This is a genomic window from Anaeromassilibacillus sp. D41t1_190614_C2, assembly GCF_015558525.1.
Lineage (GTDB): Bacteria > Bacillota > Clostridia > Oscillospirales > Acutalibacteraceae > Anaeromassilibacillus > Anaeromassilibacillus stercoravium.
The window spans coordinates 16962-41190 of record NZ_JADMOD010000002.1 but is presented as its reverse complement, the minus strand read 5'-3'; the positions used below and the strand labels follow the sequence as shown (position 1 = coordinate 41190).

Here is a 24229-nt window from a genome sequence, read left to right as displayed (position 1 = left end):
CTCCCTCAATAGCCAAGCTCTGTTACCCAGCTTTGAATATCGTTCTGTGAAGAAGAAGCATCTTCTTCATAGCAATCGAAAATATTGTCCGAAATAGAGGCATCGGGCGCCGCTTCTGTAATGATATTCACACTGTTGGATAAACCGCCTGTTCCATGAGAACAAAAGAGATACACTTGTTTGCCAGAAAGATCATTCTGCTCCAAAAAAGTGAGCAGTGCCATGGGAACGCCGTACCACCAATTGGGATACCCCAAGAACACGGTATCATACTGATCAAGGTTTTCTACATTTTCCACCAACTCCGGACGGGCATCATCGCCTCTCTCCTGATTGGCACGAGCCAAACAATCATCCCAGTCACTGGGATACGGATCTGTCACACGGATAGAGAACAGGTCGCCCCCGGTTTCTTCCTGCACCCAGCCTGCCAGCTGTTGGACATTTCCAGGTGGGATCACGCTAGGAGAAGCAACTGCGTCCACATCATCGGCCAAAATGGCGTTATCCGCCCAGGAAAAATAGGCTACCAAAACATGACTGCTTTCTCCTCCATCGGATACGGAACCTTCCGTACTGGTCTCGGAACTTGGTTCTTCCGGAAGGTTGCTTTCTACTGCGTTTTGTTCGCCTTCTAAGCTGCTATTACTTGATGGCGACGAAGAGCTCACAGCCGATTCGCCGGTGGTGTTGCAAGCTACCAGAGAAAGAATCATAGCAGCTACCAAAAAGAAGGAAAGTATTTTTTTCATGATGATGCCTCCTTATCTACACTGCAATAAATTTTATAGTACCGTGGTTTTGATTTTCTTTTTGATTTCTTGATTTTATTATAAAGCAGCCCCATTTCAATGTCTAATACTTATTGTTTATCTTTATAAATACATTTTCCAAATGGTTTGTGGCAAAACAAAAGACTCTCCAACGTCTAACCGCTTGAAGAGCCTTCTTGAATTTTATTCTAAGCTTGCACGGAGCATATTGATCTCCTGAATAAACAGGGATGTTGCTGGAGAGAACAGACGATTTTTCTTCCAAACCAGAACACTGCGTGTCGTACGTTCTGGAAGAATGGGGATAAACCGTAGGTGCGGACTACTGCGAATTGCCAATGCTCCATCCATACAGAATGCGCAACCCAATCCCTCCTCCACCAACAAGGCGGCATTCGAAAGAAGTGTATAATAGAGCGGAATTTTCAGATCTTTCTCATCCCGCTTTAACCAATTCAAAATTTCACTCCGAATCTTTTCACGCAGCGGAATCATCAGGGGATATTGTACAATCTCATCTGCGGTAATAGAACTTCTTTCTGCCAAGGGGTGGTCATCCCGCATAAGAATACCCCACGTGTCCTTTTGGGAAAGACGAACAAAATCATATTTTTCCATGTCGATGGGCTCCAACAACAGGCCTACATCTACTAAGCCCTTGTCCAATCGGTCCTTGATATTGTCCACCGTTTCATTGTATAAATGAAATTGGACGAGAGGATATTTGTCGGAAAAGTTTTTAATAATTTTGGCGAACAACTGACTTCCTACGGCCTCAGAAGCCCCTATAGCAATCACACCGTTGACATCGGTGTTCCTTTCTACAAACGCCTGTTCTAGGCGGTTAGCCAGTTCCACTATTTCTTCCGCCCGCTGCCGAAAAAAGATTCCATCGTCGGTAAGCGTTAAACCATTTTTCCCGCGTAGCATCAAAGTAGCTCCAAGTTCTTTTTCTAAATCCATCATTTGCCGACTCAAAGTAGGCTGTGTTACATGAAGGATATCCGCGGCGTGCGTCATATTTTCTTCTTGGGCCGCTGCTAAAAAGTAACGGAGAGTACGGAGTTCCATCGTTATCGCCCCTGTATTGATATGAACATAGCATACCATATCTATACAGGAAAGGCAACAATATGAACAATCCATTCGATATCTTTATCGTAGGAACTACATGTGGGGCAGATATCGTATTTTAAAAACGCTTCTGCATCTCTCTGGACATCACCGAGAAGAGTAGCTCCAGCATCTACAATATCGGTGTTGGCCTGGAACGTCAGCTCGCCATATTGCCGAAACATTGTCGGGCTTTACAACGCCACTCCATCGCGCTCCCACCCTGTATTGCTGTACCGCAATCGTATGTAATTCTGCGCCGGACTCTATAGGAAATCAACTGGCTGCTGTTCCAGCTGATATACGTGGTTGAACATATCATTAGGGTTAACCCCCTGGGCAGGCCTGAATGCTCATCCTATATTATGGTAACAGTGTATCTGTTTAAATTTTGTAAGCCTCAATATAAATGCTTTTTTAATATCACTCTTCATAGAGAAATACGGATCGAAACGCTTGGTTGGACAAAAGTAAAGGCAAGGGTAGCATCGCAAAATACTACCCTTGCCTTTATCTTCCGAATGATAAAGATTTTATTTCCCTTTGCTGTAACCTGCACGATCTTGTACTATTCAAGAAAACGAATTACAATAAAGCTTAGCGGCTTCACTATGGATTACATGACGCTGAAAGAAGAAAGTATGATACGCCCCCCTAGGCGGATAAACTACCATTATTCCTCTAGCGTCTTCGCCGCGCCATAAAAATCCAAATGATGTGGCCGATAGCCCAAAATTCACAAAAGCGATCGATAAAGGTTGATACTAACAGCCGTAGGGATGGTGAAAACAGATGAAGCACATTTTCTTTGTAGAGGATGATTTGAGTCTAATCAACGGTTTGTCCTTTGCAATCAAGAGGCAAGGATATGCGCTGACAATTGCCCGAACAAGCGTTGAAGCCGGACAATTATGGGCAAACGGCAAATATGATCTAGTAATTTTGGATGTCACGCTTCCTGATGGTTCCGGATTTGACCTGTGCAGAAAAATCCGGCAATCCTCTAAAGTTCCGATCATGTTTCTAACCGCCGCCGACGAAGAAGTCGATATTATCATGGGGCTTGATATTGGCGGCGATGATTATATAACCAAACCGTTCAAGTTGGCCGTATTCCTTTCCAGAGTAAACGCACTGCTTCGCCGGAGCGAAAACTTCAACCAATCCGAAACAGAATTGAAATCGAACGGCATTCAGATCCAGCTTCTCAAGCAGGAAGTCACCAAGGACGGCGTCCCACTTGATCTGACAGCCAGCGAATATAAGCTGCTATGCTTGTTTATGGAAAACTCCAATATCGTCCTTTCTCCGGAACAGATCTTAAGCAACCTTTGGGATTGTAACGAGAAATATATTGATAGTAACACCCTAACGGTTTATATCCGTCGCCTTCGTACAAAAATTGAAGATATCCCTGCCGATCCACAAAAAATTGTGACGGTCCGCCGTATGGGGTATAAATGGAATGTAGCGGATTGAGGTGCCTTATAGAATGAACATACTGGTCAATCGAAAAATCAAACATCTTTTCCTGTGTGTCGTGCTGACGATCACAGCTTTCACCTCCGTTTCTATTATCCCTGTTTATATGGGGATAGAAAACACGGCGCTTTATATCGTACTGGCTGCCGTTTTCATGGCGTCCACCATTCTTTCTACATTGTATTGGTATTTCCAAGGTCAAAGCAAAATCATGAAAGACGCTATTTCCCAAATTCAAGAATATATTGCCGGAAACCGGAACGCCCGCATTGCCTGTGATGATGAAGGAGAGCTATACAGGCTATTCCATGAGGTTAACTCTCTTGTAACGATCTTAAACGCCCACGCTGAGAACGAAAGCCACGCCAAAACCTTTATGAGGGATACGATCTCCGACATATCCCATCAACTCAAAACCCCGTTAGCCGCACTCAACATTTACAACGGGCTGATGCACGAAGAAGTTCATGACATTCCGGAACTAAAGGAGTTCACTTCGCTCTCCGAGCAGGAATTGGCCCGGATTGAAAATCTTGTACAAAATCTTTTAAAGATCACCAAATTGGATGCGGGCACCATCGTATTTGAAAAATCATTTCAAAACGTTTCGGATATGATGGGATACATTGGGAGGCACTTTGCTTATCAGGCTGAGCAGGAAAGAAAAACGTTTATCTTCTCTGGAAAGGAGGATGTCACGCTTTTCTGTGACCAGAATTGGCTGATAGAAGCAATTAGCAACATCGTGAAAAATGCTTTTGACCACACAAAAGAAGGCGCTACCATTCGCATTACATGGCGTTCGTTTGCCTCTATTGTCCAAATTGTTGTGCAGGATAACGGTAGCGGTATTCATCCGGAAGATCTTCCCCATATTTTCAAACGGTTTTACCGTAGCCGGTTTTCAAAAGACAAACAAGGGATCGGGCTAGGGTTGCCACTGGCAAAAGCAATTATAGAGGAACATAAAGGGACTATCGAGGTGAATAGTGCGCTAAATATAGGGACAACCTTCACAATCAACTTTTTGAATCCTACAAAATTGTAGGATTCCTGTCATCATGCAGTAGGATTGGTATGCTACTCTTTCTATAACAAAACAGAAAGAGGTGTTACACGATATGGACTTGTTAGAAGTAAAAAATATCTCCAAGACATACGGGACAGGCGAAGCTACCGTTCATGCCCTGAAGCAGGCAACCTTTTCCGTTCCAAAAGGAGAATTCGTCGCAGTCGTTGGTGAATCTGGTTCTGGTAAGAGTACGCTCTTAAACATGATCGGAGCACTAGATACCCCTACTTCAGGAAAAGTCATCATTGACGGCAAAGATATTTTCTCGATGAAAGAGCGTAATCTAACCGTTTTCCGCCGCCGGAATATCGGTTTTATTTTTCAGAATTTCAACCTGATCCCGGAGTTAACAGTGGAGCAGAACATCATCTTCCCGGTGCTGCTTGACTACCAGAAACCAAATAAAAAGTATCTGGAGGAATTGTTGACCGTGCTGGGCCTCCAGAAACGCCGCTGCCATCTGCCCAGCCAGCTCTCTGGCGGCCAGCAACAGCGTGTAGCAATTGGACGTGCACTGATTGCCCGCCCAGCACTGGTCTTAGCCGACGAGCCAACCGGCAATCTGGACACGCAGAACACCAGCGAGGTAATTGCCTTGCTAAAAGAAGCTTCCCGGCTGTATGAACAGACCATTGTGATGATTACGCACAGCCAAAGCATCGCCCAAACCGCCGACCGCATCTTACAGGTATCCGACGGCGTGGTGACCGATTGGGGGAGGTGCCGGGAATGAGAAGTTATTTAAGCTTAATCCCCATCTCCGCAAAGGTCCACCGGCGGCAAAACCGAATGACGCTGCTATGCATCATCTTTGCCGTGTTTATGGTAACGGCTATCTTCAGCATGGCAGAAATGGGTGCTCAAATGGAACAAACAAGGTTAGCAGAAAAACACGGCAGCTTTTCCCTTGCTGGCCTGATGGACAGCGCAATGGGGCAGACACTCCTCCTGACAGCAGTGGGAATGTTTCTACTCGTCCTAACCGCTGGGGTGCTCATGATCTCCAGCAGCATCAACACCAGCGTGGCACAGCGGACACAGTTCTTTGGCATGATGCGCTGCATCGGCATGAGTAAGCAGCAGATTATCCGTTTTGTGCGCCTAGAAGCCCTGAACTGGTGCAAAACAGCGGTTCCCATTGGCCTTATTCTCGGTGTCGTCACTTCCTGGGCGATGTGTGCGGCCTTGCGTTTTGTGGTCGGGGAAGAATTCTCAAACATCCCGCTGTTTGATATCAGCGGGATTGGCATTGGCAGCGGGATTTTGGTCGGCATAATTACGGTTCTGCTGGCGTCGAGAGCGCCGGCAAAACACGCCGCAATGGTGTCCCCTGTTGCGGCGGTCTCTGGGAATCCGGAAAAATCCAGCGCATCGCGCCATCCCGTCCATGCAAGGTTCCTCCGGATTGAAACGGCGCTGGGGATTCATCATGCGGTATCTGCAAAGAAAAATCTGATTTTGATGACAGGTTCTTTTGCACTGAGTATCATTCTATTTTTGAGCTTTTCCGTTTTGATTGATTTTGTCAACCACCTGATGCCGCAGTCAGCGGCAACCTCCGACATCGATATTTCAAGCACCGATGGGGCAAATTCCATCGATAACCGTTTGGCAATGGCACTCCGCAATATGGAAGGCGTTAAACAGGTCTACGGCCGCAGGAGCTGCTTTGCTGTTCCTGCCGGGCTGAATGGTGACACAACTTTGTCCGGCACGGTAGACCTAGTCTCCTTTGATAATTTCGACCTGGAGGCGCTCCAAAAAGATGGTGCCCTCCAATGGGGCAGCGATTTGTCAAAGATCTACGGCGACAGCAGGTATGCCCTTGCCACCTGGGATCAGAACAGCTCTTGGAAAATAGGAGATACCATTTTCATAGGGAATGAGGAACTTACGATTGCTGGCCTGCTCAAATATGACCCGTTCAGCGGAGACGGACTCACCGGCGGAAAAATCACCCTGATCACCTCAGATGAGACGTTTGTCCGTTTGACAGGCGTTACAGACTATTCGCTCATTATGATCCAGACAACTCCCAATGTAACGGATGACGATGTAGCCGCTATCTGCAAGATTGTGGAAGAAAATGGTTATACCTTGAGCGATAAACGAGATCAACGCACTTCCGGCACATATTTTGCATTTGTAACTTGTGTTTATGCCTTTTTGGGAATTATCATGCTGGTTACCGTGCTGAACATTGTCAACAGCATCTCAATGAGCACATCTGCCCGGATCAGACCATATGGTGCTATGCGGGCGGTAGGCATGGACGTCCGCCAACTCTCCAAAATGATTATGGCGGAGGCCTTCACCTATGCTTTTTGGGGATGTGTAATTGGCTGTTCGATTGGCCTGCCTTTCAGCAAAATGATGTATGATTTCCTTATCACTGGCCACTTCCCCTATGCGACCTGGAGCTTACCCATCGGGTCACTGGCCATCATTGTTCTGTTTGTCATTGCTGCGGCTGTACTTGCCGCTTATTCCCCTGCCAAACGGATGCGGACCATGTCGGTGACGGAAACCATCAACGAACTGTGATGACAATAGGTGACGATGCAACTATGGGGAGAACGCTCTGCCATGGCCCAAACCGAAGATTCTCGTACGATCCCCCACTAGATAGCTATAAAACGTCACGTATTTGATGATGTTAACGGAAAACCCAAAACGCTATCGCGATCCTCAGGAAACATTCTTCTCCATAAAGAAGGATGCCGCATAGTAAAAAGAACCCTCCTATTGGAAGGTTCCATTTCGTTATGCTATTCATTTTCGAATACGATTTTGAGTAGGCGCTTCCCAATGCTTGGAAAGATGGAAAGGAAGTACTAAAATGTCAAGAATAAAATCTATCCGTTATATCCTCAGCATTTTGTTGCTATTCGTGGCGGCGGTCTCCGTCTATTTTAGCTTATACACCCTTTCCACGATCCGCCCCGTCTCCGATTATAAAGATATGGGGGTCTATACTTTTATCCCCAATGAAGTCTATCCCAAGCAGGTCCGGAATACCGCTACTGGACGGGCTAGGCGTATGCATCCTACCAAGACGGTCTACGTGGTCTGCTATCAGGCCACAGGCAGCCCTGAATATAAGTACAGATATGAAGCCGGCTCCATCGAAAGTGCCGCGCAAAGGCTCCTGGTTGATGGAAAACCAATCCGCCGGCGCGTCCTCACCATTCCGCAAAAGGATACTTACATCACCATCGACGCAGCTGAAACGATAGAATCTTATTCCACAAAGCAAAAAACCACTTGCTTTATCGTGGCCGGAGCCGCCTCGTCCTATCTTCTGGTCTGGATCCTCGCAAGTATTGTGATCCACAGAAAAAAGACGCGAACCACTGGATAAAAAATTCCTAGAAGCATGCAATATAAACTTATGCAACGGAACGGGAACGCAAAATCGATATATTCGAGAGGAAGCAGAAACTCTTTATACCCATCCGGCAAAACCTGCCGCCTTTCTGCAAAAAGCATAGGGATATTTTTAGCAGTTGCAAATCTCTTGGGAAGGTATCCCTGTGCCTGGTAGGGAAACCTCCATTCTTAAAACGGATGCATAAGGTTTGAACGGATCATCAAATTTTACAATTGATGGGACCGCACACTCCATGTCTCATTTTCATCGACGCAGGTACGACGCAACACGTGCATATGCCCCTGCTGGCTCACCGGACAGATGGAGTAACCTTGGTAGACGAAGCTTGCTCTCTACATAGTCGGCACAGATGCCTGTGCTGGAAAACAAAATCAGGAACAACATCCCTGTTTGAATCCAATAAACCGTTACATCCGTTACCCCATGCACTACAACAGCGGTAAAAGCAGCTGCCAGAAGGATGTTCATATCTGTGCAGATGTGGTTGCGGAAACGCAACCACAACACCTTGCACTGTATAAAAAGATAGATTCCTATCCCACCCGCGCCGAGCAAGCCGTAGTTTAGCAGGGCATCCAACAACAAGTTGTGGCAATGATATGTTTGATACCCGTCAAATACACGATATATCAATTGATAAGAGGTCGGTCCCATACCAAACAACAAGTGCGACTGAATCCCTTGGATTGCCGCGGACCAGATGGACAGGCGCTGTCCAAATGTGCTATCGATCGCTTCCACTCTTGGAAAAAGGATGGGGAATAATAGGCTGAATATAGCCGCTAAGCCAGCAAACGTCAAAAAGGCAGCCATCCATTTGTAATACTTCTTCAAATAGAACAACACCAAAACCGCACACAGCAGTCCCATACACGCCGACATGCTGGCGCAAAGATAAAGCCCTATTAAGTTGATGGCAATCACAACCCCATAAAAAATGCGCTCTTTTGAATTGGTAAAGATGCGATAGAGTGCGATTATCACGAGAAATTCGATCATCATGCCATAGTAATTGGCATTGGAAAACATAGAGACAGGCCGGTAATCCGGAGAGACGGCAAAAGAAGCTGCCTTTTGCACAAATGCAATTGCAGCACAAAATACGCTGGCCACACAGGCTGCATCCATCATCCGGTTAAAAAGAGCCCCCGTCATGACACTCCGCAAATAGAAGGCACAGACAACTGCAGCCAGAACCAACATGCTATAAAGCATCCCCATATAATTGTTGTAAATGGCCGAAACAAAAAAAGGGGCAATCAGTACCCCCATCAGCAGCTTACCATAAGGGGATTCCAAAGCCCTTGTACGCATCCGGTAGTTTACCATCGTCATAACAGCGACAGCGCCTACCGTAACAACGGACACATAAAAAGGAAAAAAAAGAGAGAGAACCAAGGCCATAGGCGCAATGGTATCGACCTCTAATTGTTTGGCCCAACGCAGAAAACGAAACAAAACAGATTCCATTGTCTTGGTGATAGGCCATTCCCCCTTTCTTTAGAAGTAAAGTCCATTCCTATCCTCATATGTCCCCGGCGGCGAAATAAAAAGATGTGTATTGACAGGCATCCATTGGCATGTATAGACCTTTTAATACGATATTCTATTATAGCAGTTTTTTTATTTTGAGCAAGAGAAATATTCGATTGAATCAAATCATAGTTTCCGGCGTTTTTTGGCTATTGCGCCGAATTTATGAACACTTTTTTAACGTTTCTTACAATTCCACCCGTAACTAGCATTTTTTTACGTTCCATAGTATAATCAAGAGGGAATTTGTCCTCTTTTTTCCAAGCATATGGCCCGGCACTTTTTTCCGCTGTACAAGACGTATAAGAGGACGCACGCCCGCCAAAATTTTTATCAGACGTTCCAAGGGAATGGGCAAAGGAGATTGTATGAAGAAACAGGTTGAACCATCTACGAACGCCGTAGAATCCCGTCAGGACTATTGTGAACGCTTTGAACCGAACTATACACAGGGGCTTAATGCACAGCAGGTCCAAATGCGCCAGCAACAGGGCCTTTCGAACGACTCCGGGGAAATCAAAACCAAAACGGTCGGCCAGATTATCCGTGGAAATCTAATAACGCCTTTCAATATTTTAAATGTCATTTTGGCCAGCATGGTATTCCTAGTCGGTTCCTACAAAAACCTCCTGTTTATGGGCGTTGTGATTTGCAATACTCTCATCGGGACCTTACAGGAAATCCGCGCGAAAAAGACCATCGACAAGCTCTCCCTGATTGCTGCTCCGAAAGCGCGCGTCGTCCGTGGCGGCGAAGAGCAGAGCCTACCGGTGGAGGAACTGGTTCTGGATGACATCCTGCGCCTATCCACTGGGAATCAAATCTGCGCAGACTGCATCGTACAATATGGGGCATGCGAGGTAAATGAATCCCTTCTGACTGGCGAAAGCGACCCCGTTGTGAAACAGCCGGGTGACCTTCTCTTTTCCGGTAGTTTTGTTGTCAGCGGCGACTGCTATGCGCGTGTTGAGCATGTAGGGACGGAAAACTACGCTGCCCAAATCACCAACCGTGCGAAGTATCTCAAAAAGCCCAACTCTGAGATCATGACCAGCATCAACAAAATCATTAAAGTGCTCGGTCTTTCTATCATACCCGTTGGAATCGCACTGTTTTATAAGCAATTTGTCATCTCGGCACAGCCCTTCTCGCAAGCTGTGGTCAGCACTGTGGCCGCATTGATTGGTATGATCCCTGAAGGCTTGGTGCTGCTCACCAGCGTGGTGTTGGCGGTCAGTGTGATCCGGCTCTCCCGTTACAACGCCCTTGTGCAGGATCTATATTCTATTGAAACATTGGCCCGTGTGGATGTCCTTTGCTTGGATAAAACAGGAACGATCACGGAAGGAACCATGCAAGTAGATGGCATCGAACCGCTCTGTCCCATCGCGCAGACACAAGTGGAGGATGCGATTGCAGCGGTAACGAATGCATTGAATGACGAAAATCCTACTTCCCTAGCCATGAAACAAATGGGGTTTGCCGTTCCGGATTGGCAGTGTACTGGTACGGTTCCGTTCTCCTCTGCGCGCAAATGGAGTGGTGCAAGCTTCCAAAATGTGGGAACCTTTCTGATTGGGGCTGCGGAATTCGTTCTGGGTGAACGTTTCGAGCCTTTGCGGGAAAAGGTGGAGGCCTACGCCGTACAGGGGCAGCGCGTGCTGCTTCTAGCTTATTCCCAGAATTCCTTCCGTGAGCAGGAGCTCCCAAAGGAAATTGCCCCCATCGCCCTTCTGCTTTTGAGCGATAAGATCCGTGACAACGCCCGTGAAACACTGGAGTACTTTGCAGATCAGGGCGTGGATATCAAAGTGATCTCAGGCGATAATGCTGTGACCGTAGCCAATATCGCCAAGCGCGCAGGGCTGGAAAAGGCCGATCGTTTTGTGGACGCCACAACCCTAAAATCCTACGACGATATCCGGCAAGCCGCAGAAGAATACACCGTGTTCGGTCGCGTCACGCCGCAGCAAAAGCTCGATCTGGTCAAGGCGCTCAAGGAACAGAAACATACAGTTGCCATGACAGGCGATGGCGTAAACGATGTGCTGGCTCTAAAAGAGAGCGATTGCAGTATAGCAATGGCCTCCGGAAGCGATGCTGCCCGCACGGTCTCGCAGCTTGTGCTCTTGGACTCCAACTTCGCCAGCATGCCGCGCATCGTGCAGGAGGGCCGGCGTTCTATTAATAACCTCCAGCGCTCTTCCTCCCTGTTCCTGGTAAAATCCATTTTTTCCGCCATCATTGCCGTTTGCTTCATCTTCCTGCAATGTGACTATCCGTTCCAACCGATCCAGTTCACCCTTATTAATACCTTTACCATCGGTATTCCATCCTTCATTTTGGCCTTGGAGCCCAATAAAGATCGTATTCGCGGAAGCTTCTTGGTCAATATTATCCGCAAATCTCTCCCAGGCGCGTTTACAATGGTTGCGAATGTCCTATTGTTGGTGGCGATCTCTCTGTTCCTCCATCTGCCCAATGAACAAATCTCAACCTTGGCGGTTATCCTGACTGGCTTCACGGGTCTTCTGACCTTGTTAAAGGTCTGTATGCCATTCAATCTACTGCGTACTGCCCTATATACGCTCATGGTGGTCGGGTTTGTTATGGCCATGCTGTTCTTCCAATCGCTATTCTCCCTTGTGGACCTCACCATTCCTATGATCGTAGTCCTAGTTCCGCTGCTACTCTTTGCAATCTGCATGATGAGCGCTGTGCTACATGTGATCGAACGCATCATCATGCGCAATGCAGAGTAATAGGGGATGCAACGCTAAAATTTCCAGAGCTTTAAATCCCCCTGTTGCAGCTGGCAAAAAGGCCGGCCCTACAGATTCCAAACGCCGTTGGAACCTGTAGGGCCGGTCCTTTTCTGTGCCTTCAGGACTCTTCGTTCTGGGAGACCTCTTCGATCCACTCTGAAATTTTTAAAAATGGTTCATAATCCGATTCAACATACCAGCTATCATAGCTATGCCCACGGTTGGTACAAACTGCTAGTATGTAGGGTTCCGGCGCGTAAATAATCGCAACGTCGTGCATCGCACCCTCCCAGGAACCAAGCTTCCGTGCCATGGGATATTCCGAGCGCAACATGGGCTGTTCGGTATGGAGCATGTCCTCCTTCAGTTTGGCTCCATTGGGGGAACCGCTTTCCGCATAACGATAAATTGCTTCCGCGATGATACCAGCGTCATGTGCGCAGATATTTCCGCGGATGGCCGCCCCTTCGCCCAATGAATCCATCGAGTTCTCATGAAGCAACCCCAATGTCCGCACAAATTGTTTAAATCCATCCGTAGGGACGGCTTCACGGACCATCAAAAAAGCGTTATTGTCGCTGTAACGGATGGTATATTCCAAAAGCTGTGCAAGCGTGTATTGGGTCCCCACAGGTTGCTCTTGGAGATAACCTGTTCCTCCCAAGCGATGGCGGGATTCATAGGTGTATGTCTGAGAGAGATCCACCGTTCCTGCATCGGCAAGTTGGTAAACATAGAGCGCATAGGGAGCCTTGACCACGCTGGCGATATAATATTCCGTCTCGTCATCAAAAGAATAGGTATCCCCGCGGGCCAAACTCTTATAATAGACCGACACGCCGCCTCCCAGTGAAGCGATCTGTTCATCCAACCATGCCGCCTCCTCCGGCGTAACGCTCGGCCCTGGTTCTTCCTGCACTTCCTTTGCCGTTTCAGATGGAAGAGCCTCTGAAGAAAGTTCTTCCTGCGTGTTACTCAAAACTTCCCCCACTCCATCTAAGGCATTTTGTAGAAAATCAGCCGAAAGCAAAAGGGGGTTTTGCCTTGCGAGCGATGTATCACGGATTTCTATGAAAAGAACGCCAAAAAGGATCAAAAGCATAACAGCAATCCCACCAGCCAGCCAGCCCTTCCTTTTATATTTTCTGTACACCAGGCATCCTCCTTTTCCTTCCAATCGATCCACACATTTCCTATCCCAATATGCTATATAAGATCTATTTTCTATTATATTCTGCATCTTTTCAGACCGCAAGTATCTTGAAAACAAAAAACAGCTATCCTACTGGACAGCCGTTTTCAAAACACCGTATTCAAAAATTTTACAGGTCGTCTGCGTCCTGAACAGGATATATGTCGTCCGCCGGCGTGCCGGTATAGCTGCCACCGACATCCGAAGGGATGCTCCCCTTGTTCATTTCTGGAAGTGCGCTTGCCGCACGTTCGGCCCGTTGTTCGGCTTTGGAAGAGGTCCTCATCTGCACCTGATCCATCGCCTGTTTTTTTCGATTCTTCATGTTTCATCACCCCATGGTTAGTATATCCCATACAAGGGAAAATATCCGGGGCAACTACACCAGCGGGGATATCATATCTAGCAATCCCTCTCCCTCACCGGGCCTGCTGGGGCGATGGCCGGAGTCCTTCCGTCAAATCTTTGACGGCCTCCGCTGCTAAAAGGAACCCCGCAACCGGCGGGACAAACGCCACGCTCCCAGGCGTCTGCCTGCGAGGGGAGTCCTCCTGCAAATCGGGATTTTCTTCCCGCGGGACCGGCTCCTCCCGCGAATAAACAACTTTCAGGGACGATACTCTCCGCTTTTTCAGTTCGCGGCGCATTACCCGGCACAAGGGGCATACAGAAGTCTCATAGATGTCCGCCACTTCAAACCGGGAAGGGTCCAATTTGTTGCCCGTGCCCATGCTGCTGATAATTGGGATCTCCTTCCTCTGTGCCACCTCCACCAGGGCCAGCTTTGCGGACACCGTATCGATAGCGTCTATAATGTAATCACAGCCGTCTAAAAAATCGCAAGGGGTATCCGGGAGGAAAAACAACGGGAAGGTCTGGATATCCGCAGCGGGATGGATACGCAACGCGCGTTCCCGCATCACATCCACCTTTTTCCTGCCCAACGTCGAGTGGTCGGCAAGAATCTGGCGGTTGATGTTGGTCAGGCTCACCACATCATTGTCAATGAACAAAAGGTGGCCGACGCCAGTTCGCACCAGCGCTTCTGCGGCAAAGCTGCCCACGCCGCCCAACCCGAACACCGCGACCCGGCTATTTTTCAATTTTTCCATGCTGCTTGCACCCAGCAAAATCTGGGAGCGTGAAAACTCATTGCGCATCCTTGTCCCCTCCTGGCAAAAACACTGCTGCCACCGTCTGGAAAAGCACGGAAAGATCATATAAAGGGGATACGTGCTCCAGATATTCCAAATTTAGCTCCATTTTGGGCGGCAAAATCTGCTCCGCATATACCTTTTCCGGGTCCTCCGCCGCATCGAGCAGTTGATCCTCGTCTTTAAAAGCAATACTGGAAGGGGCAGTGACGCCAGGCCGCACCAGCAGGGTAGCCATTTGCTCCGGTGTATAGAGGTCGACATATTTGCGCACTTCCGGCCGCGGCCCAACCAAGCTCATTGTCCCGTTCAAAACATTCAGCAGCTGGGAAAACTCATCCAGCCGCAAGCGGCGGATGAACTTCCCTACACGGGTAATTCGCGGATCTTCCCCTGTCGTGACAGCAGGGCCGATCTGATCCGCATTTTGGACCATGGTGCGGAACTTAAAAATTTTGAAATCTTGATTGTAGCGCCCCACACGGACCTGACGGTAAAAGACTGGCCCCTTGGAGTCCAGTTTGACTGCGGTAGCCAGGATCAATAAAAAGGGAGAGAGGATAACCAGCATCAAAAAGGAAGCTACAATATCCATCAGCCGCTTCAAAATCAGAGAACCCTTTTTTTTCTGAAGCAGATCCCAGTAAGGCTTTATAGCCCCCTCCTGCATCGCTTTGGGCAACTCTTCGTATTTCATGATCAATGCTCCAACTTTCTTTTGATTTAGATTTGGGAGTACCAATATTCTATAAAATAAGACCAGCCTTTTTCTTGAGCAGAAGCTTTCATATATGGTCTCATGCTCTCCCAGCACTCAAAAATGCTCCATTTTTCCAAACGTGTGAGGTTATTATACCATAAAACCCCCTATGGGACAAATCTATCGGCATAGTTACTAACTTCATTCTTTGCAGATTCTACAGAAAAAACGCTATATGCTCCTTTACAATTTATCCAAATAAATGTTATAATAAATTAAGATTATAATTAAACTTGACTTGTATAAGAAAGTGGCCAACCAGGGCCGATCGCTTCAAAAGCTTAAAGGCAAACAATGCAATAGCGTGAAAGACTTTATCCGAACGGAATCAGGGCGGCTTGGCGATGGAGCATCCAGTCCTTTTATGGATGCATCTACTTGCTTTCCGGGGACCGGTACATATGGGAAAAGGCAAGTTCCGGTCTCTTATAACGCATGCATGGAGGAATTTGAAACGGCATGCGGCTGGGAAAGAAGACCGGACGTTGCACAAAAACAACGCGCTCCGGCACAAGGGCCCAGAAAGGCGTGTGCTGTCTCCCCTTTTCCGTCTCAAAAAGCTGCCCTTGGAGCTGGTCGCACTTTCTATATGAAAACACAAGGAGGACATGAAAATGGCATACTATCTTGGCATTGACCTCGGCGGAACCAACATAGCCGTAGGCGTGGTGGACGAAAATTATCAAATTATTGGACGTGGAAAGAATAAGACCCGCGTCCCCTGTTCCTCGGAAGAGATGTGTGAACAGCTCGCAGTGACGGCCTTTGCCGCTCTGGAGGATGCAGGCGTTACGATCGACGACATCCCGTGGGTGGGAATCGGTACCCCTGGCACGGTCAACCGTGAATTGGGTGTTGTAGAATTTTCCAACAACCTGTATTTTAATAATTTCCCGTTGAAGCGTATGCTGCAAGAGCGCATGAAAAAAGAGGTTATCGTGGAGAACGACGCAAATGCAGCCGCCTATGGGGAATATCAGGCGGGTGCATTGAAGGGTGCGCGGAACGCTTTGGCGATCACATTGGGAACCGGCGTAGGAAGCGGCATCATCATTGACGGGAAAATCTATTCCGGTTCCAACTTCTGCGCTGGCGAAATGGGCCACACGGTCATTGTGTTTAACGGCCGCCATTGTTCCTGCGGACGCGACGGATGCTGGGAGCGCTATTCCTCCGCAACGGGCCTGATCATCAGCACAAAAGAGGCTATGCTTGCCAATCCAGACAAGGAGAGCCCCATCTGGAAACTGGTCGACGGAAACCTTGACAATGTAAACGGCCGTACAGCGTTCGACGCTATGCGTGCAGGCGACCCGGTCGGCAAGAAGGTTGTCGATGAATACATCGCTTACCTCGGCTGCGGTTTGGCTAACTGCGTCAATACCCTCCAACCGGACATTCTGTGCATCGGCGGCGGCATCTGCAACGAGGGTGAAACCCTGTTGGCCCCTGTGCGCGAATATGTAGACCGTGAGCAGTACGGCGGCGCAAAGGTGCGCACGAAGATCTGCAAGGCACAGCTCGGCAACGACGCAGGCATCATCGGTGCGGCACTTCTGGGCAAATAATCTCTATTTTTGCATTTCCAATTTTATTTGAGAAGGATTTGGATATGAGTATTGAACAAAAGATGTTTGGCAGCTTGCCGGACGGGACAAAAATTCATCTATATACGTTGACAAATACCAACGGTGTGCGCATTCAGGCAATGGAATACGGTGCGCGCGTTGTCAGCATTCAGGTGCCAGACCGCAAGGGGAATTTGGGCAATGTGGTCCTGGGCCACGACACACTGGAGGAATACCTCGCGGACGGCGATTTCCTCGGTGCAGCGGTCGGCCGGTATGCCAACCGCATTGCAGGTGGAAAAGCAGAGATCGACGGGACGCTCTATTCCCTAAGCCAGAACGAAAATGGCAACACTCTGCACGGCGGTTTCCAGGGCTTCCATCAGAAGGCTTGGCGGCTGAAATGCAGCAACAACGACGACGAAGCGCCTTCGATCACCTTTGCCTATCGCAGTGCGGACGGCGAGGAGGGCTTCCCTGGGAATCTCGACGTCTCCATCTGCTACACCTTGACGACGGACAACGCCCTGGTGATCGACTATACAGCGAAAACCGATGTATCCACACTTGTAAATTTGACCAATCACAGCTTCTTTAATCTGACGGGCGATCCTGCTAGGGATATCCTTTCCCATGAATTGCAGATCCACGCAGATTTTGTGACCGCTGCGGGCGAGGGCCTGATTCCTACCGGCGAATTGGTCCCGGTAGCCGGTACCCCGGCGGATTTCCGCAAGGCAAAAACGATCGGACAGGATATTCGGGCCAACGACCCGTTCTTGCGCCAGTGCAACGGCTACGATCACAATTTTGTCTTGGCTGGGGAGCCTGGCCGGAAGAAGGCGGCGGAAGTTTACGACCAGTCTACGGGGCGCGTCATGCTGGTGTTCACCGACATGCCCGGCATGCAGCTCTACACGGCAAACGGCTTTTCCGAGGGCGTTTGTGCCAATGGCGGCGTTCCCCTTCAGGCACACCATGCGCTCTGCCTGGAGACGCAGTTCTTCCCGGATTCACCTCACCACGCCAATTTCCCCAGTGCTGTCCTCCATCCCGGCGAAGTATACCGGCATACCACCACATACAAATTTGAGGTGCGAAAATAAAAGCACATCGTTTTCAATAAGGATTGGCTATATACAAAGATTCCACGCTCTGGAAGTAAATTGCTTCCAGAGCGTTTGCTTTATCTCTTGGAAACCACTCGCCCATGGGTAGTCTTCAAGAGATAATCACAACCACTAGAAAACTAGTGGTTTGCTCAGACCCCAGAGGGGTCAGTACTTGCTGACCCCTGGAAGGGGTACTGAAAAATATCATCGCATCGTTTTCCCTGCTACTGGTAAACCAGTTCTCTTTGGTACTTCATAGCATTCTGCGAGAGGGACACTTTTCGCGAAAATTCCCGCCTTCCTTTCAGAACCTCCGTACCATTCTTTTTCCTTTGAAGAACAAACGGTTTTTTTACTTTTTCTTTTGCCAAGGTTTTTTACCTACCCCCGGTAGAACCGGGGGTTTTGTCATGCTGAAAGCGATAAAAAAACCGGCGCGGCAGGTCTGCCCTGCTACGCCGGTTTGCTGTATCCATAAAGTTTATCGAAAAACGCTACTACCGCTTTTTATTTCTTCAAGACCTCTTTTACGACCTCTACCACATGGTCAGCGCACAAGCCGAAATCCTTGAGCAGATCCACCGCCGGGCCGGAATAGCCAAAGCGGTCGTTTACACCGATCTTTGTCACCGGAACCGGGTTTTCACGGATTGCTTCGCACACTGCGTCGCCCAGGCCGCCAATGATGCTGTGCTCTTCCGCTGTTACAATGTGGCCGGTCTCCGCCGCCGCTTTGCGCAGCAGTTCTGCATCAATTGGCTTAATGGTGTGAATATTGATCACACGCGCGTCGATCCCCGCTTCTGCGAGCTGCTCCGCTGCCTTAAGGGATTCGCCCACCATCAGGCCCGTCGCCACAATGGTGATGTCCTTGCCGTCGCGCAGGGTTACACCCTTGCCCAGCTCAAACTGATAGCTTTCATCGTTGATCGTCTCAATGGCCAGGCGGCCCAAACGCACATAGACCGGGCCGTTATATGCAGCGATCGCCTTAACCGCGGCCTTCATCTCATAATAGTCAGCCGGATTCACCACTGTCATTCCCGGAATGGTGCGCATCAATGCGATATCTTCGCAGCATTGATGGGTCGCGCCGTCCTCACCGACGGAAATTCCAGCATGGGAACCGCCGATCTTGACATTCAAGTGCGGATAGCCGATCGAATTGCGCACCTGCTCATAGGCACGGCCCGTAGCAAACATGGCAAAAGAGCTGGCAAACGGGAGCATTCCGGCCGCAGCAAGCCCAGCGGCGACGCCCATCATGTTCCCCTCTGCGATCCCGCAGTCGAAGAAGCGCTCCGGGTGCGCCTTCTTAAACATACCGGATTTCGTGGCGGCCGCCAAGTCCGCGTCGAGCACCACCAAATTTGGGTATTCGTCCATGAGCTCAACCAGAGCTTCGCCGTAGCCGTCTCTGGTCGCCTTCTTGATTACATCCGCCATTTATTCCACCTCCAATGCCGCAAGCGCCTGCTTGAGGTCCTGCATCGCAACTTCATACTGCTCTTGGTTGGGGGCGGTGCCGTGCCAGCCCACCTGGTTTTCCATAAAGGAGACGCCTTTGCCCTTCACCGTCTTTGCGATGATGACACAGGGCTTGCCCTTCACTTCGCGTGCATGGGCAAACGCCTCTTCAATCGCATCGAAATCGTGGCCATCAATGATGACAGCGTCAAATCCAAATGCGCGGAACTTCTCGTCGATCGGGTACGGGCTGCAAACCTCATCCAGCGTGCCGTCGATCTGGAGGTCGTTGTTGTCCACAATCAGGCAGAGGTTGTCCAATTTTTTGTGGGACGCGAACATCGCAGCCTCCCACACTTGGCCCTCTTCGATTTCGCCGTCGCCCAGCATGGAATACACGCGATAATCCTTGCCCATGATCTTCGCCGCTAACGCCATGCCGCAGGCCGTAGATACGCCTTGGCCCAGGGAACCCGTGCTCATATCAATGCCGGGAGTGTCCAACATGTTGGGATGCCCCTGTAACATCGCACCAATATGGCGCAGCTTTTGCAGCTCTTCCATCGGGAAATACCCCTTGAGCGCCAATGTCGCATACAGTGCCGGGCAGCAATGCCCCTTTGAGAGCACAAAACGATCCCGGTCTTCGTCCGCCGGACGAGTGGGATCCACGCGCATCTCTTTAAAGTAGAGATAGGTCAGCACGTCTGCTGCGGAGAGAGAGCCGCCCGGATGTCCGGATTTTGCATGATAAACTCCCTCAATCGCGCCCATACGGATTTTACAGGCCGCAATTTGCAGGTCTTTCTTTTCTGCTGTATTCATAATGTCCTCCCTTGAAATGATATGAGAAACAACCGCCATTATTATAGCGCATCAACGCAGAAAATGCAATTTTCGCCGGGATATTTTTGCCTATTTGCGCCATGCGACGACTGTTCCAGCGCATCTTGATAAAATTTTGTTGGAAAATACCGGTTTACAAAACCGAGAAAGGCAGGCAACGCCCCCTTTTCCTACTCTTTCCTCTTTTAACTAACGGCAAACTGACTGTTGTACAGGTTGGCGTAAAAGCCGCCTTTGGCCAAAAGCGACTCGTGGGTACCCTGCTCCACAATATGGCCCTGGTTCATCACCAGGATCAAATCCGCACCCTTGATGGTAGAAAGGCGGTGTGCCACGATAAAGCTGGTCCGCCCGCGCATCATCTCTTCAAACGCTGTTTGGATCTTCCATTCCGTGCGGGTATCGATGCTGCTGGTGGCTTCATCGAGGATCAGCATGGGCGGGTCCACCAGCATAACCCGTGCAATGCACAGCAGCTGCCGCTGCCCCTGCGAGAGGTTGCCGCCATCTTCAGAAATCACGGTGTCATACCCCTGCGGGAGGCGCAGGATAAAGGAATGCGCGTGCGCTTTTTTGGCCGCCGCAACCACCTCTTCCAGACTTGCGTCCTCCCGGCCATACGCGATGTTTTCCCGCACTGTGCCGGAGAAAAGCCAGCTCTCCTGAAGCACCATGCCGTACTGTTTACGCAGGCTGTTGCGTGTGACCGACTGAATATTGTGCCCGTCCACGGAGATCGATCCGCGGTCCGCATCATAAAACCGCATCAATAGGTTGATGATCGTCGTCTTGCCGCACCCAGTCGGGCCAACGATCGCAATCCGGCTTCCACTTTTTGCAGCAATGTTCATATCCTCGATCAGCTTACGCGCAGGATCGTAGGAGAAATACAGATGCTCGACCGTCACGTCCCCTTTGCAGTGCTCCAGAACAGCCGCATCCGGGGCATCCGGCCGTTCAGATTCCTCGTCTAGGACGGCAAAGAGGCGCTCTGCAGAGGCGAATGCGGTCTGAATCTGGGTGAGCACCCCTGTCACCTCATTGAACGGCTTCGTGTACTGGTTTGCGTAGGTCAGAAAACTGGAGATTTGGCCGATCGTCAACGGCGCGGGCCATCCTGTGATCGCGCAGATAGCGCCGAACGCCGCAACCGCGGTATATACCATATTGTTGACAAAACGTGTGCTGGGATTGCTCAAGGATGAATAAAACTGCGCTTTTACGCCGCAGTCGTACAGCCGCCCATTGATCTCTTTAAATCGCTCCTCTGCACGACCTTCATAGTGGAAGGTCTTGACGGTCTTCTGTCCTCCGATCATCTCCTCCACAAAGCCGGAAAGCTCTCCTTGGGTCGCCTGCTGCTCGACAAACTGCCGGTGGGTCAGCCGGGCGATAAAGGCCGCTACGAACAGTGAAAGCGGCGTGACCAAAACCACCACCACCGTAATCACCGGACTGATGGTCAACATAAACAGCAAAGTACCGACGATCGTCACAACACCGGTAAAAAGCTGGGTGATCCCCTGCAACAAGCCGTCAGACACCTGATCCACATCGTTGACAATGCGGCTGATCAGATCCCCGTGCGCGTGGCCGTCGATGTATTTCAGCGGCAGTGTATTGATCTTCTCATACGTCTGGATGCGCAGATCGCGCACCGTCTTATAGCTGACGCGGTTGGTGCAATAGGTCATCAGCCATTGGAAGGCCGCGCTGACCACAATCGTGCCCGCCAAAGTGATTAGGACAGGGACCATGGCAGCAAAATCCACCTGGTCCGGGCCGATCACATAGTCGATGGCCCGTCCAACCAAGATGGGGCCATAGAGCGTCAAGGACACATTGATGATGGCGCTGACCAACGCCAAAAGCAGGAATCCCGCGTGAGGCTTCGCATAGCGCAGCAGACGCTTCAAGACAGATTTATTGATCCCGGACTTTTTCATTAGCGCGCCGCCTCCTCTCTGCTCAACTGGGAAAGGCAGATTTCCCGGTAGACCTCACAGCTCTCCATAAGCTCTTCATGCGTCCCCAGGCCCGCCATAGTGCCGTCGTCCAGCACAAGGATGCGGTCTGCAGCTTTCACCGTGCTCACGCGCTGGGAGACCATTAAAACCGTCATCCCCTGCGTCTCCGCTTTCAGCGCGCGCCGCAGGGCTGCGTCCGTTGCAAAGTCCAGCGCGCTGGCACTATCGTCCAAAATGAGGATTTCCGGCTTCCCCGCGAGCGCGCGGGCGATGGTCAGACGCTGCTTTTGGCCACCAGAGAAATTCTTTCCGCCCTGGCTCACTGGGCTCTCCAACCCAAGCGGCAGACGGTCAACGAAATCTTTCGCTTGTGCGATTCGCAGGGCGTTTTCCAGCTCCTGTTGGGTCGCATGGGCGTTTCCCCAGCGCAGATTGCTCGCAATCGTGCCGGAAAAGAGCTCCGCGAGCTGTGGAACCATTCCCACTTTCTCGCGAAGCTGTGAAAAGGGATATTCCTTTACATTGATTCCTTCCACGGAAACAGAACCCTCAGTGACGTCGTAAAACCGCGGAATCAAGCTGACCAGCGTCGATTTTCCGGAACCAGTGCCACCGATGATCCCGATCGTCTCCCCTTTTCTTATAGTAAAGTCTAAATCCTTTACAGCGTATTTTTCTCCATGCTCTCCCCCGTCTCCACTATAGGAGAAACTCACATGCGAAAAAGCGATTTCCGGCGCGCCCTGCTTGGGCGAAACCGGCCCATTCGCCGGTTCCGGGACGGATGTTTCCATCTCAAGCACCTCGTTGACGCGGCCCGCAGAGGCAGCCGCCTTGGTAAAGGTGACCACCAAATTCGCCACAACAATCAGCGCCAGCAATGTCTGCGACATGTAGTTGACAAAGGCGATGACCTCGCCCTGTGTCATCCCGCCGGAAGTCACGCGCATTCCGCCGAACCAAACGATCGCGATCACGGCGAAATTCATAATCAAGTATGTGAGCGGGTTTAAAAGCGCGGAGAGCTTTCCAACCCGGATGGCGGTATCCGTCTGGTCGTTGGCAGCTGTGCGGAATCGCGCCTCCTCATGGTCCTGCTTCGAAAACGCGCGGATGACGCGCGCGCCGCTCAACCCTTCGCGGGAAATCAGCGAAATACGGTCAAGCTTTTTCTGCATGACTTTGAAATACGGCACCGACCGGCTCATGACCAAATAAAGCACCAACCCGATGAGCGGTGTCGCCACCAAAAAGACAATAGCAAGTGGAAGATCGATCAACATTGCCATCACTACGGCGCCGAGCGCCAAAAATGGCGCGCGGATCACCAGGCGGATTAACATTGCCACCGCATATTGAAGCTGGTTGACGTCGTTTGTAATGCGGGTGATCAGCGACGGCGTGCCGAAGCGGTCGATCTCCTTATGGGAAAATGTGTTGATATGGCGATACATCTCATTTCGCAGGACCGTTCCAAACCCCTGCGAAGCAATGGAGGCCATTTTCTGACAGACCAGCGCACAGCACAGGCCAACAACGCCCAACAGGAGCATCACGCCGCCCATGCGCCAGACATAGCCGACGTCCCCGGTGCGTACACCGTTGTCGATGATATCCGCTGTCACAATTGGTACAATCAGTTCAAAGACGGCTTCCGTCAATTTGAAGATAGGGCCCAGGATGACCTGCAGCCGGTAATTCTTCAGGAAGCGTGCGAGTTTTCGCATGAGACCAAATCCTTTTCTTTAACATATCCTCTATTTTACCTCCATTGGACAAAAATAGCAATTTATTTTGCTGGCTACTTCCAAAAAACGAATTTCTTCTGTGATATTCTTTCACTGATATAAAAAGACAAAAAATCAGAAATTTCTTTGTATGATTTGTCCCTTGTTTTCTATAAATAATCTGTTAAAATTTATATATAAGAAATAAGTCGATAATATTCACTGTAAAAATTGAATATGTAGACGATGGAGGTGCAAATGTCTCGCCTTTCCCAGCGGGCAGATAGAACGATCGATTATCCACGTC

General features: G+C 49.7%; 19 protein-coding genes. 8 read left to right on the top strand and 11 right to left on the bottom strand.

The annotated features are described in order from the left end of the window. Positions 1 to 5 precede the first annotated feature (5 nt). Together I2G69_RS03295 and I2G69_RS03290 are read right to left on the bottom strand one after the other, a co-directional pair. Positions 6 to 752 carry a flavodoxin gene (locus tag I2G69_RS03295; protein ID WP_195560203.1) on the bottom strand — a complete coding sequence of 249 codons (747 nt, stop codon included), beginning with the start codon at positions 750 to 752 and terminating at the stop codon, positions 6 to 8. 204 nt (positions 753 to 956) lie between these two features. Beyond that, a complete protein-coding gene (locus tag I2G69_RS03290) occupies positions 957 to 1844 on the bottom strand; it encodes a LysR family transcriptional regulator (RefSeq protein ID WP_195560202.1) in 888 nt (295 codons plus the stop codon). An 834-nt stretch (positions 1845 to 2678) separates the two neighbouring features. On the opposite strand from I2G69_RS03290, the gene I2G69_RS03285 reads away from it, so the two are divergent. The 5 genes from I2G69_RS03285 to I2G69_RS03265 all read left to right on the top strand — a co-directional run bounded on the left by I2G69_RS03285 (position 2679) and on the right by I2G69_RS03265 (position 7801). Beyond that, the gene (locus I2G69_RS03285; protein ID WP_195560201.1) at positions 2679 to 3365 is read left to right on the top strand and encodes a response regulator transcription factor; all 687 of its coding nucleotides are present in this window, start codon (positions 2679 to 2681) and stop codon (positions 3363 to 3365) included. Positions 3366 to 3378: 13 nt separating this feature from the next. After that, positions 3379 to 4416 (top strand): sensor histidine kinase, encoded by a 1038-nt coding sequence (locus tag I2G69_RS03280; protein ID WP_195560200.1) that lies wholly within the window; start codon positions 3379 to 3381, stop codon positions 4414 to 4416. Positions 4417 to 4489: 73 nt separating this feature from the next. Next, on the top strand, positions 4490 to 5173 hold the full coding sequence (locus I2G69_RS03275) for an ABC transporter ATP-binding protein (RefSeq protein ID WP_191362984.1): 684 nt from the start codon (positions 4490 to 4492) through the stop codon (positions 5171 to 5173). Continuing rightward, positions 5170 to 6984: an ABC transporter permease gene (locus I2G69_RS03270; protein ID WP_195560199.1), complete on the top strand. Its 1815-nt coding sequence runs from the start codon at positions 5170 to 5172 to the stop codon at positions 6982 to 6984. Before I2G69_RS03275 ends, I2G69_RS03270 begins: the two co-directional genes overlap by 4 nt. A 295-nt stretch (positions 6985 to 7279) precedes the next feature. Next, on the top strand, positions 7280 to 7801 hold the full coding sequence (locus tag I2G69_RS03265) for a hypothetical protein (RefSeq protein WP_087234748.1): 522 nt from the start codon (positions 7280 to 7282) through the stop codon (positions 7799 to 7801). A gap of 273 nt (positions 7802 to 8074) precedes the next feature. Here the strand turns inward: I2G69_RS03265 and I2G69_RS03260 are convergent, their stop codons facing one another. After that, positions 8075 to 9289 carry an O-antigen ligase family protein gene (locus I2G69_RS03260; protein WP_140400389.1) on the bottom strand — a complete coding sequence of 405 codons (1215 nt, stop codon included), beginning with the start codon at positions 9287 to 9289 and terminating at the stop codon, positions 8075 to 8077. 443 nt (positions 9290 to 9732) lie between these two features. Here I2G69_RS03260 and I2G69_RS03255 point away from each other — a divergent pair, with 443 nt between their 5' ends. Continuing rightward, a complete protein-coding gene (locus tag I2G69_RS03255; RefSeq protein ID WP_087234746.1) occupies positions 9733 to 12126 on the top strand; it encodes a cation-translocating P-type ATPase in 2394 nt (797 codons plus the stop codon). 121 nt (positions 12127 to 12247) lie between these two features. Here the strand turns inward: I2G69_RS03255 and I2G69_RS03250 are convergent, their stop codons facing one another. From I2G69_RS03250 to I2G69_RS03235, 4 genes are all read right to left on the bottom strand, one after another. After that, positions 12248 to 13108, bottom strand: coding sequence for a serine hydrolase (locus I2G69_RS03250; RefSeq protein WP_191362987.1), 861 nt, complete (start codon positions 13106 to 13108; stop codon positions 12248 to 12250). Between the two features lie 343 nt (positions 13109 to 13451). Continuing rightward, on the bottom strand, positions 13452 to 13646 hold the full coding sequence (locus tag I2G69_RS03245; protein ID WP_087234744.1) for a hypothetical protein: 195 nt from the start codon (positions 13644 to 13646) through the stop codon (positions 13452 to 13454). Positions 13647 to 13740: 94 nt separating this feature from the next. Then, the gene (locus tag I2G69_RS03240; protein ID WP_087234743.1) at positions 13741 to 14481 is read right to left on the bottom strand and encodes a tRNA threonylcarbamoyladenosine dehydratase; all 741 of its coding nucleotides are present in this window, start codon (positions 14479 to 14481) and stop codon (positions 13741 to 13743) included. Then, positions 14471 to 15172 carry a sugar transferase gene (locus tag I2G69_RS03235; RefSeq protein ID WP_243254788.1) on the bottom strand — a complete coding sequence of 234 codons (702 nt, stop codon included), beginning with the start codon at positions 15170 to 15172 and terminating at the stop codon, positions 14471 to 14473. Before I2G69_RS03235 ends, I2G69_RS03240 begins: the two co-directional genes overlap by 11 nt. Positions 15173 to 15849: 677 nt before the next feature. On the opposite strand from I2G69_RS03235, the gene I2G69_RS03230 reads away from it, so the two are divergent. After that, positions 15850 to 16803 (top strand): ROK family protein, encoded by a 954-nt coding sequence (locus I2G69_RS03230; protein WP_087234741.1) that lies wholly within the window; start codon positions 15850 to 15852, stop codon positions 16801 to 16803. A gap of 44 nt (positions 16804 to 16847) precedes the next feature. Continuing rightward, positions 16848 to 17909, top strand: coding sequence for an aldose epimerase family protein (locus I2G69_RS03225; protein ID WP_087234740.1), 1062 nt, complete (start codon positions 16848 to 16850; stop codon positions 17907 to 17909). A 513-nt stretch (positions 17910 to 18422) separates the two neighbouring features. Here I2G69_RS03225 and I2G69_RS03220 read toward each other — a convergent pair. The 4 genes from I2G69_RS03220 to I2G69_RS03205 all read right to left on the bottom strand — a co-directional run bounded on the left by I2G69_RS03220 (position 18423) and on the right by I2G69_RS03205 (position 23922). After that, on the bottom strand, positions 18423 to 19361 hold the full coding sequence (locus I2G69_RS03220) for a transketolase family protein (protein WP_191448643.1): 939 nt from the start codon (positions 19359 to 19361) through the stop codon (positions 18423 to 18425). After that, positions 19362 to 20246, bottom strand: a complete 885-nt coding sequence (locus I2G69_RS03215) for a transketolase (RefSeq protein ID WP_087234738.1) — start codon at positions 20244 to 20246, stop codon at positions 19362 to 19364. A 167-nt stretch (positions 20247 to 20413) separates the two neighbouring features. Continuing rightward, the gene (locus tag I2G69_RS03210; RefSeq protein ID WP_191362989.1) at positions 20414 to 22174 is read right to left on the bottom strand and encodes an ABC transporter ATP-binding protein; all 1761 of its coding nucleotides are present in this window, start codon (positions 22172 to 22174) and stop codon (positions 20414 to 20416) included. Beyond that, a complete protein-coding gene (locus tag I2G69_RS03205; RefSeq protein WP_191362990.1) occupies positions 22174 to 23922 on the bottom strand; it encodes an ABC transporter ATP-binding protein in 1749 nt (582 codons plus the stop codon). Before I2G69_RS03205 ends, I2G69_RS03210 begins: the two co-directional genes overlap by 1 nt. Positions 23923 to 24229: the final 307 nt, after the last annotated feature.